The organism is Streptomyces sp. IBSNAI002 (genome assembly GCF_052244475.1).
GTDB lineage: Bacteria > Actinomycetota > Actinomycetes > Streptomycetales > Streptomycetaceae > Streptomyces.
The window spans coordinates 1,568,682-1,581,748 of the sequence record NZ_JBQPXG010000002.1; the positions used below are offsets into that span (position 1 = coordinate 1,568,682).

Sequence of the window (13,067 nt, forward strand, 5' to 3'; positions counted from 1 at the left end):
CCGGTAGGTCAGCGGGACCGTGTGGGTGCCGCGGGCCAGGAGCCCATCCGGGGCGCGGGTGCGGCCGTGGCCGCAGGACGGGCGGCGCCGGTCACCGTCGTACGCCCGCTGTCCGTGAGTGAGACGGGCTGTCCGGCGTGGAGCGGGCGGGAGGTGTCTCGTACCACCAGTCCGGCCTCCTCCAGTCGTTGGAAGACCGGGTGGGCGACCCGTACTCCGGAGGCCGTCACGACGGACATGCGGCCGGTCTGCAGATGCTGATGGAGCTTGGCGCCCTGGGTGATGGCGAGGAGCGCGGCGAACTCGTGGGCGATCAGTTCCGCACCTGCCTCGGCGGCTACCGGGTTGGCGGCTTCCAGCGGTTCCAGTACGGCGACCGCAAGGTCCTGGCGGCTGTCCCGTGTGGCGGTGGCGTCCTTGAGCTGGGCGACGGTCCTGTCGATGCGCGTGAACAGGTCTTGATCGACGGCTAGTTCGCCTGAGGCAAGGCGCTGGAGCAGGACCCGGTAGAAGGTAACGCCCCGCTCTGCGTCGGCGAGGGATCGGTGGGCTTCGGCGAGACGGCTGAGCGGCTCATCGAGCAGCCCTCGGTCTTGGTACGTCCACAGGCGGTCGATGCTGTGGCCGGTGGCGGCCTCGACGCGGTGGTCAAGGCTGGTCAGGGCCTTCGCCGGCGGCGTGATGGACGGCAGAGAGATCACCTCCTAGAAGGGGGCTGGGGGCTGGTGTCGTCGGACTATCGGCGCTGGCCCCGCACAGCGGCACGCGGACGTCGAGGTGTGCGCCCTCTCGGATTTCGGTGGGGTGGCCGAGCCGCCGAACCAGGCCGAGCATCGGCAGGTTCGACGCCTCGGCGTATACGGAGAGGGTGTGCGGGCCACGGGAGCGGGCATGGGCCGCGGCGTGCCGTGCGAGGGCCAGGCCGATGCCTCGGCGCTGATGGACGTCGGCGACCTGCAGGCCGAGGTCGAAGACGCCCGGTTGTCGGCTGACTGGTCCGGCCGAGCCCAGGGCGACGACCTCGTCGGTGCCGTGCAGAGCGATCCAGCAGCTGGAGTGGTGCAGCAGTCGCTCGATGTCGCGGTGGACGATCCGCGTTCTGCCCCAGCGGCGGTGCAAGGCCTGCTCTGAGCAGTTGCGGTGGAATGTCTCGATGAGCGGCCAGTCCGCGAGGGTCGCGGTCCGGATACGGGCGGCTCCGGTCGAGTTCAGCAGCTGGTGCACACGCCCATGGCCGTGAGGAGGGCTTCGCGCAGGTAGGACTTGCGGCGCCGGCCGTCCGGCAGAGTGATGTCGCGGGTCCGCATGCCGTGCGGGGCCAGGAGCTCGGCGAGGCGGGCCTGAGTGAGGTCGCTGTAGCGCCAGTGGTTTCCGGCGGTGCCCGGCAGGTGTCGAAGAGCGTCCACGAGGTCGGCGGAGGCCACGGCGTGCGGGTGGCCGAGCTCGGCGAAGACGCTGCTGCAGGCATCGAGCAGGTTGGCCGTCGGTTCCGCCGGTTCCTGGCAGCACTCCTCGTCCTGCTCCAGACCGCACGGCCTGCAGCGCTCAACCGCGGCGACGTCGGCCGCGCAGCAGCAATCGGCGGACAGGAGCATGGACAGGTCGTATCCGGCGTCGAGGCGTTCGATCAGGAGGTCGGTGCACGCCTCCATCAGCCCGGAGACTCCCGTGCCGGGCTCCGGCGGGGTAGTGATCGCGGTCAGTAGACGCTCTTCGAGGTTCTGGACCTTGGTGAAGGCGTCCAGCAGCGCCCGGTGACGGGGGTTCTCCTTAAGAGGCTTGGTGCCCAGGACAGTGGTGGTGACGGTGTCGAGGAAGTTGGGGAAGGTCGTCAACGGGTGGGGCCTTTCGAAGTGAGGGGAAGGGCGGGCTGGGGAAGTCCGGGCATCGCGTAGGGCGGCGGCCCTGGCTTGGGGACGGTGCGGGTGGTGCCGAGCTGAGGGGACCGGCCTCGGGCAGCGTGGGTGAGGGCGTCGACAGGCCGGGACTTGATGCCCAGGCGGGCGGCGGCCGTCCTATAGACGTCGCTCCGTTCCCGGGGCCGGACCGCGACCACGTGGATCTCGGTGCGGAACGCGGATCCTTCGGGGGCCCGGCGCGTGGCGTAGACGATGCGCCAGGCCGAGCGGGAGTCGACGTAGACCTTGCGGAGCCCGTCCAGTTCGTGGGTGAGTTTCCCGCCGAACAGGTTGGCATTGACGACGTCCTGGAGCTTGGCGAGCGCGAGGTCGCGGATGTCGCTGGGCGCTTGGAGGAGGTCGGTCAGGGCGCGCGGGTCAAAGGTCAGACCGAACGCGGGTTGGTCGCTCACGAGGCCGCCTCGAAGGCGTCTTCCGTTTCCTCGGCCGCGGTGGTCGCCGGGCGGGTGGATCGGCCGGGGCCTGGCAGCAGGCGGTGGGCGGGACGGTCGGGGTCGGTCTGGCAGGCCGACAGCGGTCCGCCGGCCGCGCGGACGGCGGCCATCGCGTGGGTAAGAAAGTCCCGGTGCCACACGAACATCCCCGACGGGCCGGCCTCGGGATCTTTGTGCTGCTGGTAGGCCATCCACAGGGCGTGCAGCCAGGCGACGACATCGAGGTGTTCCTGCCACTGTTCACACCAGGGCGCGGATGTGGTGATCTCCGCGCCGTAGACCGGCATGAGGAAGTCCTCCACCCAGTCGGTCAGCGAGTCGAGTTCGTTCTCCCGCTCCTCGCCGTCCAGCTCGAGGATCGGTTTCGGCTCGGGTGGCAGCACGGGGGCGGGCATGCCGGGAAGGCCCGGCATGGAGAAGCCAGCGAAGGGCATCGGATCGGGTGCGGCGGCCAGGCTGTCGAGCTGCCTCGCCTGGTGGGCCGACTGATCCAGGAGCTTGCGGACGCTGGCCTCGATGCTCTCCAGGTCGGCTTCGGGAACACGGATCGGATCCATCGCCTGGCCGTCGGGGCCGTCTATGGGTTCGAGCACGGAAGGTCTCTCCTCGCAGCCGCATGCGGCACGTCGGAATTCGAAAGAGGGGCTGGAGTTCAACCATCCACACATTCCCCGGTTTGGCTGACCGGGGATCGCGTGTTACAAAGCCCCGCGCACAGCGGGGACAGAAGAGCGAGATACCCGTCTCCTGGCCCCGCGGCGAGCGGTTGAGGGTCAGGCGGACAAGACGAAGTCGTCCTGGGAATAGGTCTGCTGGAGGGCTTCGGTCAGCCGGTCGGAGGCGATCTCGGCGTAGTGCTTGGTCTTCTCGACGCCGATGAAGTCCCGGCCCTCCAGCAGGGCTGCGACACCGGTGGAGCCGGATCCGGCGCAGAAGTCCAGGACGGTACCGCCCGGCGGGCTGATCTTGACGAGCTCGCGCATCACCTCGACCGGCTTCTGCGTGATGTGCTGCCGCTTTCGGCCCGTCGGCTGCGAGCCGGAGTACAGGCCCGGGAGGTAGACCTCGTTACGGGAGCCGTCCATGTCCCCGTTGGACCCCCAGACGATGAACTCGCAGTTCTGGGTAAACCGGCCCTTCTGCGGGCGGGCGGCCGGCTTGTGCCAGGCCAGCACCCCGCGCCATACCCAGCCGGCGGCCTGGATCGCGTCGGTGGTGATGGGCAGCTGACGCCAGTCCGTGAACAGCAGCGCCGTGCCGCCGGGGCGGGTTGCCCGCTGGGCTTCGGTCATGATCTGCGTCAGCCAGAAGCCGTAGCTGCGCTGGTCCATGTTCTCGCCGGTGAAGTCCGGCAGGGCATGGCCAGCGTCCGCGGAGGTGTACTTCTGCCGGGCCGTCCGGCTCGTGCGCTCCTTCGCCGTCCGCCCGCCCGAGTTGTACGGCGGGTCGGTGATAACGGAGTCGACGCAGTTGTCCGGGAGGGTGGACAGGACGCTGAGGGCGTCGCCCTGGTGCAGGGAGAAAGGCAAAGAGGTACCCCAATTATCGGTTCGGGAAAGGTGAGGGCGGGCTCCGGCATGCCGCAATAACAACGCCTGCCTGGATGTGGACATAGATGTGCCACAGGGCCATAAGGCGGTCGTGCGAGGGGAGTTCCAAAACTGTAGGGCACGATCCCCGGTTGACCACGGTCGCCGCGAGAACCCTTGAAATAGAGCCTTGATCATCTTTTTCTTGGTCAACCGGGGATCCGCACTTACTGTTTTGGAACTGCCCGGCGCACACAGTGCCGATGGCCGTACTCCCCCGTCATGCCCACACAGAGGCACCCCCTTGTCCCGGTACCCCTGATCCGCCCGTACGTCGCAGCGAGCGGCAACTCGCAGCGACGTACCGAGGCACAGCTCACCCATCACCCGGCCTGCCGCGCCCTTCTCACATCTCCACGGCACCGCGCGGCCGGGGCTTCACACACTTCAAGGACACCGCTATGCCATTTCTGCGCCCTCCCCTGCCTGAAACCCGTCCGCCGGCCCTGACCGGCGAGGGCGGAGGCACCCCGGGTTGAAGGCCGTAGCCGCCGCCATCGGCGTCCTCTGCCTCTCCCCCCTCGTCCTCGCCACCACCGCCGCCATGGCGGCGGCCGGAAGCGGCGCAGCCTCCAGAAGCTCCGCCTGCGCTCCCGGCGGCAGCAGCGTCGACGCTTCCGCGGTCGCCAAGCAGGTTGCGGCGATCCTCGGTGGCCAGGGCGGCGACAGCTCGATCCGCGTCGAGGGCCTGGAACTGCCCGCCGAACAGATCCCCCACGCCAAGACCATCGTCGCCACCGGCATCGCCCTGAAGGTCCCCGAGCGCGGACAGGTCGTCGCACTCGCCACCGCCATCCAGGAATCGCGGCTGCGCAACCTCAACTCCGGCGACCGGGACTCGCTGGGCCTGTTCCAGCAGCGGCCCAGCCAGGGCTGGGGCACCCCCGAGCAGATCCGCGACCCCGTCTACGCCTCCACGAAGTTCTACAAGGGACTGCTGGAGGTCAAGGGGTGGCAGCAGATGACCATCACCCAGGCCGCCCAAGCCGTGCAGCGCTCCGGCTTCCCGGACGCGTACGCGCAGTGGGAGCCGCTGGCCCGGGCCCTGCAGCAGGCCATCGTCAAGACCCTGCCGAACGGCGGTGCGGGCCAGCCCGGCCAGGAATCCGGTACCACACCGGGCGGCGCCGGCGGCTGCAAGCCGGGCGAGGACGGAGCCGACTGGGGCTCCATCCCCGAAGGAACCGTCCCCGCCGGATACAAGATCCCCGCCGACGCCTCACCGAAGGCCCGTACCGCGATCGACTGGGCGATGCACCAGCTCGGCACCCTCTACCAGTGGGGCGGCACCTGCACCGCACCCCACGGCCCCGACCCCATGGGCCGCTGCGACTGCTCCAGCCTCATGCAGCAGGCCTACGCCAAGGCCGGCATCCAGCTCACCCGCACCACGTACACCCAGGTCAAGGAGGGCGACGCCGTACCGGCGAACGCCCTGATCCCCGGCGACCTGCTCTTTTCCCGCGGCACCGCCGCCGTCCCCGAGCACGTCGGCATGTACATCGGCGCCGGCCTGGTGATCAACGCACCGCGCACAACGAAGCCGGTGCGGATCGAGAAGGTCGGCGACTGGCAGATCCTCGCTGTCCGCCGCATCCCCGCGCTCAACAGCTAGGCCGCCGCCCGCAGACGCGGGCACGCGCCGGGCCCCTCTTCGCGCCCCGAGCGCCCCTCTCCCTTCCCCGCACAGCCGCAGGGCCTCTCCGGCCTGCGCCCGCAAGGAGCTTCGCCATACCCATTTCACTCGCAGACCGCGTCCTCTATCTCGCCTACGACCCCGGAATCACTCCAACGGATGGCGGCCTTCCCGGGCTCGACGTCCTGAAGAAGGTCGTCAACTCGATCAACATGTTCGGCATCATCGCCGTCGTCGGCGCGCTCGCCGTCTCCCTCGGCGTGTGGGCCTGGGGCCACCACAGCGGCGGCCACCAGGCCGAGGCCAACGGCAAGAAGGGCGCCGTCGTAGCCGCGGGGGCCGCCTTGGGCCTGGGCGCCGCCAACGGCATCGTCGCGTTCTTCTCGGCGCTCGGGACGCAGGTCAAGTAGTGCCGAAACGTTCCCTCTCCCCCTTGCACCGGGCCACCACGCACTGGACGACCGGGCGACGGATCCTCGTCGCCGCCGTGGTCATCACAGCGCTCCTCGGAGCCGCTGGACTAACTGCCTGGTTCACCTCCCGCGGCGGTCAGAGCAAGACCGGCGGCGTAGCCTACGCAGCCCCCGCGCCGAGCTCGCCCACCGGAACGACCCCGAAGCCTGCCGTCGGCACGGGGTCGGTCCCGGCGCCGCCGAAGCTCACCGACCCTCTCGCCTACGCCAGGGCGGCGGCGGTGATGCTCTGGTCGTACGACACCCGCACCACCAGCCGTGACCAGCACCTCGCCGGCATGAACGCGTGGATGACCAGCAAGACGAAGTACACCGACTGGACGGCGATCTCCGGGCAAGTCCCAGACCCGGTGCTGTGGTCGCGGATGGCCGACAACGCCCAGTACGCCACCGCCGCCGTGGGGGAAGCCCACTTCCCCTCGGCGTTCAAGCAGGCCCTCGCCGAGAACCCCTCCGCGATCACCGAGGCGTACATCTACGCGGTCACCGTCACCGGCAAGCAGACCATCGCCTGGAAGGGCGGCGGGGGCGGCGCCGAAGACCGTGCCGTCACCCTCGCCGTCCAGTGCCGCCCCAGCTCCGACTGCGCCCTGGTCTCCCTCGCCCCGAGCGTCGCCCCGTAACACGCCACTGAAGACAAGGAGGTACCCCTCCAGTGGACTTCTGTTCCATACCCATCGCCAGCAAGCTGTGCTCGGCCGCCGACGCCATCGACTTCGTATCCGACCCGGGCAAGGCCATCACCGAGGGCATCGGCAACTGGATCGCCAAGAGCTGCGGCGAGTTCGCCGCAGCATCCGCCGACCTCGCAGCCGAGGCCGTCAACGCCACCACCAAGGTCGACCTGCGGGCCGGCTGGTTCGTCGACAACTACGAGCTGCTGCTGCCGATCGGCCTGACCATCCTGGTCGCCACCTTCTGCGCCCAGCTCATCCGGGCCGCGATCCGGCGCGACGGCCAGGCCCTGACCCAGGCCTTCACCGGCACCGCCGGCGGCGTGATCTTCTGCTTCGCCGCCATCGCCGGCACCACCGTCGCCATCGAAGTCGTCGACGCCTTGTCCGACGGCTTGTTCGCGGCAGCGGGCACCTCGATCGAGGAGGCAGTGCGCCGCATGGTCAAGGCCAGCTCCGTCGCCTCGATGGTGCCGCTGGGCTGGATGATCCCCGGCATCGTCGGCCTCGGGGCCGGCATCGGGGCCATCCTCTACTGGTGCGTGATGATGGTCCGCAAGGTCGGCATCCTCGTCCTGGTGACCTTGGCCGTCTTCGCCGGAGCCGGCGGCGGCTGGGAAGCCGCACGGCGCTGGCGCCGGGGCTGGATCGAAGCCACCGCCACCCTGGTCGTCTCGAAGCTGCTGATGACGATCGTGTTCCTCCTGGGCATCTCCGCCCTCGGCCAGACCCAGGCCAAGGACGGACTGGGCGCGCTCGCCGACTGCCTCGCCGGAGTCGTGATCATGATGATGGTCCTGCTCTGCCCGTACGCCACGTTCAAGTTCGTCCACTGGGCGGCGGAGGGCACCGACGGCGAGTCGATCCACCGGGCCGGTGGCACCGGTGCACAGATGGCCAAGCAGCACACCGAGCAGGCAGCCCGTAAGGCCGCCGCGATGGCCGCCACAGGCGGAGCCGGCGCCGCGGCCGGAGCCGGCGCAGCGCCGCAGGGCCCGGCTGGCTTCCCCGGTGACATCGCAGCCAACCCCACCGGCGGCTCCGGGGGCGAGCAGAACAGTGCTCCAATGCCGTCCTCCGGCGGGGGTGCGCTGACCGACGCACTGTCCAAGGCGGTCCAGCCTCTGCCGACCAGCGCGAGCCAGGACACCAGCGGCCAGCTCGGCGGAAGCACCGGCTCCTCCCCGTCCGGTCCCTCCGGATCGGGCGGTACGGGTCCCGTTCCCCGCAGCACCCAGCAGGGCGCACCCGCGCAGGGCCCGGCCACCGCGAACAGCCCCTTCGCAAGCGGGCCCTCACCCACCGGCTCCTGACCCGTCCCCGCCACCCGGGCGGGACACGCCGCACTCGATGCCGTGTCCCGCCCGGGTCCCAACCCCGAGCCCCCGAAGGCGGCTTCTGCCTTGTCTGACCTTGCCCTCCCCCTCACGATCAAATTCCCCCACAGGTCTCGGCGCGGCATCCTGCTCGGCCTGTCACTGCCCCAGCTCGTCCTCACCTCCACGGCCCTCGCCCTGCTCCTGGCCACCGTGGTGTCCACCGGTCTGGTCGGCGCCCTCGCCCTGACCCCCCTGTGGGCCGCGGTCGCAGCCCTCGTCGCCATCCGCCGGGGTGGCCGATCCCTGATCGACTGGACGCCGATCGTCCTGCGCTACGCACACCGCCGGCGCACCGGCCAGACCCTCTGGCTGGCCCGCGCGGTATCCCGGCCCCGCACCGACGGCATGCTCCACCTGCCCGGCACCGCCGCCTCACTGCGCGTGGTCACCCCCTCCGGATCGCAGGCCGCCGCCGTCCACGACCCCCACGCCCAGACCCTGACCGCCATCGCCCGCGTCTCCAGCCGGGCCTTCGCGCTCCTCGACCCCGCCACCCAGAACAGCAACGTCACCTCGTGGGGCCGGGCCCTGGCCGGCATCGCCCGCTCAGGGCACATCGCCACCGTGCAGGTCCTGGAGCGCACCGTCCCCGACTCCGGCGACACCCTGACCCGTCACTGGACCACCCACGGCCACCCCCAGACCCCGGTCGCCGGGCAGGTGTACTCCGAACTCGTCTCCTCCGCCGGCCCCGCCGCCGCCCCGCACGAGAGCTACCTGGCGATCTCCCTGGACATGAAGGCCGCCAAGCGGCTCATCTCCCAGGCCAGCGGCGGACTGCCCGGCGCCTTCACCGTGCTCGGGCAGACCACCGCCTCCGTCGCCCAAGCAGCACGCGGCGTCGGTCTGATGGTCACCGGCTGGCTGACCGCCCGCGAGATCGCAGCGGTCGTCCGCACCGCCTACGACCCCAAGGCCCTGGCCGGGCTGCAGCAGTGGTCCGAGCACGGCAGGGCCGAAGCCGACCCGGCCGCCGCGGGCCCGGTCGTCCAGGTCGAGGAGTACGACCGCGTCATCACCGACACGGCCCGCCATGCCACCTACTGGGTCGAGAACTGGCCACGCACCGAAACCGGCGCCGGATTCCTGCACGGGCTGATGTTCACCGCCGGCGTGCGCCGCTCCTTCTCCCTTATATACGTACCCCAGGGGCTCGAGTCCGCGCTGCGCGACGTGCAGCGCACCAAGGCCACGATCATCGCCGACGCCGCCGAGCGCCAGCGTCGCGGACAGGTCGACTCCGAGGCCGACTCCGTCGAGTACGGGGACGTCAAGGAACGCGAGCGCCAGCTGATCGCCGGGCACGCCGACGTCGCCCTCACCGGCCTCCTGACCGTCTCCGCCGAGACCGACTCCGCGCTGGATGCCGCGTGCGCGCAGATCGAAACGGCCGCCGTCAGCGCCCAGGTCGATCTACGCCGCCTGATCTACCAGCAGCCCGAAGCACTCACCCTCGCAGCGCTCCCCCTGGCCCGCACCGCCCTGTAGCCGACCACCCGCCGCACCGCCGCGGCAGCAAGGACCCACCACTTGACCAACGCCCACACCCCGCCCGGCGACGCCCACCCGTACCTCCGGGCAGCGACCGCCGGAGTCCGCCACCACGCCCGCCAGGCAGCCCGCACCAGCACCCCCGCCGATCGCGCCCACCTTGACGTCCTACACAGCCACCTGACCGGTCTCCACCTCCTGATGGACCGGCTCGCGGACACCACCCGGCCCCGGCATCCGGCAGCGGGACGCCACCTCGCCGCCGCCCACCTGCGGCTGTGGCAGGCCGCGACCAGCGTCCACGACGCCTTCCACACCCTCCCCGCAGCAGAGTCCACCGGCTTGGACTCGGACTGTCGCCCCGATCGGCTGCCCGAGGGCCCGCAGGTCCTCACCATCTGCCAGCGCCAGCTCGCCTCCGGACACGCCATCCGCCGCAAGACCACCCCCGCCGACCACGGCCCCCGCCCGGCACGCACCGCCTGAAGGCAGCCCCCGCAGAAACGATCCGCCCCCATGTCCCAGCACCGCCCCGGCCGCCGCGCCCGCCGCGCATCCGCCAGCCCCCTGTTCACCCCCCACGGCACCGACCGCAATACCCGCAAGGCCGCCCGCCGCCAGCTCGCCGAAGCCCAGGCCAAAGCCCGCGCCGAAGCCACCTCCCACTCCGGCGAACACGAGCCGAACCAGGAGGCGATGCCCCTCCCCCTCTACCCCGCCGCCGGACGACCCGGCAGCGCCTCCGCCCGCGGCAACAAGCTCCGGCTGCCCGCCCACCGCATGACCACCGCCGTCGCCGCCGGCGCCTACCCGTTCCTCGCCGAAGGCGGCCTGGGAGCCGACGGCATCTACATCGGCCGCGACGTCCACGCCGAAGCCGCCTTCGTCTTCGACCCGTTCACCCTGTACGGCAAGGTCGAAGGGTTCACCAACCCGAACATCCTGCTCGCCGGTGTGATCGGCCAGGGCAAGAGCGCGCTCGCGAAGAGCTTCGCGCTCCGGTCCGTGGCCTTCGGATACCGGATCTACGTGCCCTGCGACCCCAAGGGCGAGTGGACGCCGGTCGCGCAGGCACTGGGCGGGACCTCGATCGCGCTCGGGCCCGGACTGCCGGGCCGCTTGAACCCGATGGATGCCGCCCCGAGGCCGCCGTCGGTCCCGGAGGCGGACTGGGCGGGCGAGGTCCGAAAGCGCCGCCTGCTCCTGCTCGGCTCCCTCGCCCGCACCGTCCTGGGCCGAGACCTCATGCCGATGGAGCACACCGCCCTCGACATCACCCTCGACGGCGTCGTCAAGGCCGCAGCCGCGGCAGGCCGTACCCCGCTGCTCGGCGACATCGCCCACACCCTCGCCCAGCCCGCCCTCCTCGACCAGGCCGCCGGCACCGTCTCAGGCCACCTCGGAGAGGCAGCCCGCGACCTCGCCCACGCCATGCGCCGCCTGGTCCACGGCGACCTGGCTGGCATGTTCGACGCCCCCTCCACCGTCGCCTTCGACCCGGCCACCCCGATGCTGTCCATCGACCTGTCCCGCCTCGGCGGATCCGGCGACGACACCGCGCTCGTCCTCGCGATGACCTGCGCCTCCGCGTGGATGGAGTCCGCCCTCACCGACCCGCGCGGCGGCCGGCGGTGGATCGTCTACGACGAGGCATGGCGCCTGATGCGCCACCCCGCGCTGCTGCAGCGCATGCAGTCCCAGTGGAAGCTCTCCCGCGGCCTCGGCATCGCCAACCTCATGGTCATCCACCGGCTCTCCGACCTCCTGACCGCCGGTGACGCCGGATCCCAGGGCCGCGCCCTGGCCGAAGGACTCCTCGCGGACTGCTCCACCCGCATCATCTACCGGCAGGAAACCGACCAGGTCCACGCAGCCGCAGCCCTACTCGGCCTGACCTCCGTCGAGACCGAAGCGATCTCCCACCTCAGCCGCGGACGCGGCCTGTGGAAGGTCGCCGGCCGCTCCTTCATCGTCCAGCACCTGCTCCACCCCGCCGAACAGCAACTGTTCGATACGGATTCCCGGATGAGCTGACTTCCGGGCCTTCACCAACCCAGACCACCGACAGGACAGCACCATCGACATCCACCCGACCACCTCGCTCCTCCCCCCTCTGAGCGAGGAAGAGCTGGCAGCCCTGGCCTTCGACATCCAGGAGAACGGCCTCCTCCATCCCATCGTCCTCGACCCCCACGGTCGAATCCTTGACGGCCGCGCCCGACTTGCCGCCTGCGAACGCGTCGGCATCGAACCGGTCTTCGACACCTACGAAGGCGCCATTCCCGCCGTCTACGTACTCTCCGTGAATCTGCACCGCCGCCATCTCTCCAAGGGGCAGGTCGCGATGATCACCATCAAGGCCCGTTCCGAATCGGAACAGGAGGGCCGTTCCGATTCGGAACGAGGCGGCCGTTCCGAATCGGAACAGACCGCACGGGCCCTCGGAGACCAGGTCGGAATCGCCGTCGCCTTCCTGGGGCGGGCAAGTACCGTCCTGCAGCACGCACCCAACCTTGTCGATGCGGTGATCAACGGCACCATGGGGCTCGACGAGGCCTACGGCGTAGCCCGGGAGAACAAGGAACGCGCCAACGGCGCTGAGGCGCAGCTCGCCCGGCTCCGTGTCGAGGACCCCCGGCTCGCCGACCGCGTCGTAGAGGGCGCTCTCACCATCCAGGGTGCTTGGGCAGAGCGGAAGGCCCGGTTGGAAGAGGACCTGCGGCAGCGCCGTGTCGCCACCAACCTGCTCTGCGACATCCTCCCCTCGCTCGCCCAGATACGCGGCAGCCGCACCTTCGCCCAGTACGACCCCGAACTCGCTCCACCTGGACGTGCCGTCACCCGTGAAGTGATCGAACACGCCGCTACCGCCCTGGCCGAACTGGCCACCGTATGGAAGGAACGCAACCTCGCTTGAAGTACTCCGCTGACCCCCAGCTGCGCCAACTCGCTCTCGAAGCCGCCCAGCACGTCACCACCGACGCCGGCCGCATGCACAAGGAGGACGTGCTCGACGACCTGTGCGACCGGATCCGCGAACGCCGCGATCTGGACAGGGCCATCATCAGGAAGGCCGCCCAGGGCCTGATGCGGGATCTCGGTGAGCGCCGCAGCCCCCGCCGTAACCGGAAGACCGGCGGGCTCTACCACCCGGACAGCATCATCAAGCTCGGCAACGGGATCTGGGTGTGGATGAAGCGCACCACCCCGACAGACCTGACGCAGTGGGGCCTGATCTCGTCGCGGAACATCGTCCACACCATTACCGCAGCCGCAGACACCCAACAGTACGTCCACGAACGCACCGATGCCTTCCGCACCCACTCCGGATTCTCCAGCCTCCACCCGCTGGAAGAGGCCGTCTTTCACTACCAGCAGGACACTCTCGACGACTCCGACTGGGACGTGGACCACCTCGGATGACCTCGCGCCAGGACCCGGCGACGGGTCGCCCAGCAGAGCGTCCGCTGGC

General features: G+C 70.5%; 15 protein-coding genes. 9 read left to right on the top strand and 6 right to left on the bottom strand.

All coding sequences use genetic code 11. The annotated features are described in order from the left end of the window. Positions 1-8: 8 nt before the first annotated feature. The 6 genes from ACTVZO_RS07665 to ACTVZO_RS07690 form a co-directional block, all read right to left on the bottom strand. The gene (locus tag ACTVZO_RS07665; protein ID WP_443297663.1) at positions 9-701 is read right to left on the bottom strand and encodes a hypothetical protein; all 693 of its coding nucleotides are present in this window, start codon (positions 699-701) and stop codon (positions 9-11) included. Further along, positions 649-1,224 (bottom strand): GNAT family N-acetyltransferase, encoded by a 576-nt coding sequence (locus ACTVZO_RS07670; protein WP_443297664.1) that lies wholly within the window; start codon positions 1,222-1,224, stop codon positions 649-651. Before ACTVZO_RS07670 ends, ACTVZO_RS07665 begins: the two co-directional genes overlap by 53 nt. After that, positions 1,209-1,835, bottom strand: a complete 627-nt coding sequence (locus ACTVZO_RS07675) for a DUF3631 domain-containing protein (protein WP_443297665.1) — start codon at positions 1,833-1,835, stop codon at positions 1,209-1,211. The genes ACTVZO_RS07670 and ACTVZO_RS07675 overlap by 16 nt, the downstream gene beginning before the upstream one ends. After that, positions 1,832-2,311 carry a type II toxin-antitoxin system RelE family toxin gene (locus ACTVZO_RS07680; RefSeq protein WP_443297666.1) on the bottom strand — a complete coding sequence of 160 codons (480 nt, stop codon included), beginning with the start codon at positions 2,309-2,311 and terminating at the stop codon, positions 1,832-1,834. Before ACTVZO_RS07680 ends, ACTVZO_RS07675 begins: the two co-directional genes overlap by 4 nt. Beyond that, positions 2,308-2,847, bottom strand: coding sequence for a DUF4913 domain-containing protein (locus ACTVZO_RS07685; RefSeq protein WP_443303077.1), 540 nt, complete (start codon positions 2,845-2,847; stop codon positions 2,308-2,310). Before ACTVZO_RS07685 ends, ACTVZO_RS07680 begins: the two co-directional genes overlap by 4 nt. A gap of 279 nt (positions 2,848-3,126) precedes the next feature. After that, positions 3,127-3,882: a DNA-methyltransferase gene (locus ACTVZO_RS07690; RefSeq protein ID WP_443297667.1), complete on the bottom strand. Its 756-nt coding sequence runs from the start codon at positions 3,880-3,882 to the stop codon at positions 3,127-3,129. A 535-nt stretch (positions 3,883-4,417) separates the two neighbouring features. Here ACTVZO_RS07690 and ACTVZO_RS07695 point away from each other — a divergent pair. The 9 genes from ACTVZO_RS07695 to ACTVZO_RS07735 all read left to right on the top strand — a co-directional run bounded on the left by ACTVZO_RS07695 (position 4,418) and on the right by ACTVZO_RS07735 (position 13,018). After that, positions 4,418-5,557: a C40 family peptidase gene (locus ACTVZO_RS07695; protein ID WP_443297668.1), complete on the top strand. Its 1,140-nt coding sequence runs from the start codon at positions 4,418-4,420 to the stop codon at positions 5,555-5,557. Between the two features lie 116 nt (positions 5,558-5,673). Next, positions 5,674-5,988 (top strand): DUF6112 family protein, encoded by a 315-nt coding sequence (locus ACTVZO_RS07700; RefSeq protein ID WP_266449619.1) that lies wholly within the window; start codon positions 5,674-5,676, stop codon positions 5,986-5,988. Then, positions 5,988-6,674, top strand: a complete 687-nt coding sequence (locus ACTVZO_RS07705; protein ID WP_443297669.1) for a hypothetical protein — start codon at positions 5,988-5,990, stop codon at positions 6,672-6,674. Before ACTVZO_RS07700 ends, ACTVZO_RS07705 begins: the two co-directional genes overlap by 1 nt. A 32-nt stretch (positions 6,675-6,706) precedes the next feature. After that, complete coding sequence (locus tag ACTVZO_RS07710; protein WP_443297670.1) at positions 6,707-8,038, top strand: SCO6881 family protein; 1,332 nt, start codon at positions 6,707-6,709, stop codon at positions 8,036-8,038. 90 nt (positions 8,039-8,128) lie between these two features. After that, entirely contained in the window at positions 8,129-9,592 is a 1,464-nt protein-coding gene (locus ACTVZO_RS07715; protein WP_443297671.1) for an SCO6880 family protein, read from the top strand. Between the two features lie 42 nt (positions 9,593-9,634). Then, on the top strand, positions 9,635-10,081 hold the full coding sequence (locus ACTVZO_RS07720) for a DUF6238 family protein (protein WP_443297672.1): 447 nt from the start codon (positions 9,635-9,637) through the stop codon (positions 10,079-10,081). Positions 10,082-10,111: 30 nt separating this feature from the next. Further along, a complete protein-coding gene (locus ACTVZO_RS07725) occupies positions 10,112-11,629 on the top strand; it encodes a VirB4 family type IV secretion system protein (RefSeq protein WP_443297673.1) in 1,518 nt (505 codons plus the stop codon). A gap of 268 nt (positions 11,630-11,897) precedes the next feature. Further along, positions 11,898-12,512, top strand: a complete 615-nt coding sequence (locus tag ACTVZO_RS07730) for a plasmid replication/partition related protein (RefSeq protein ID WP_443297674.1) — start codon at positions 11,898-11,900, stop codon at positions 12,510-12,512. Beyond that, entirely contained in the window at positions 12,509-13,018 is a 510-nt protein-coding gene (locus tag ACTVZO_RS07735; protein ID WP_443297675.1) for a hypothetical protein, read from the top strand. Before ACTVZO_RS07730 ends, ACTVZO_RS07735 begins: the two co-directional genes overlap by 4 nt. Positions 13,019-13,067: the final 49 nt, after the last annotated feature.

Bases quoted from the DNA above. Each gene is read 5' to 3' on its own strand.
- ACTVZO_RS07725 (WP_443297673.1), top strand. From the start codon at position 10,112: ATGTCCCAGCACCGCCCCGGCCGCCGCGCCCGCCGCGCATCCGCCAGC.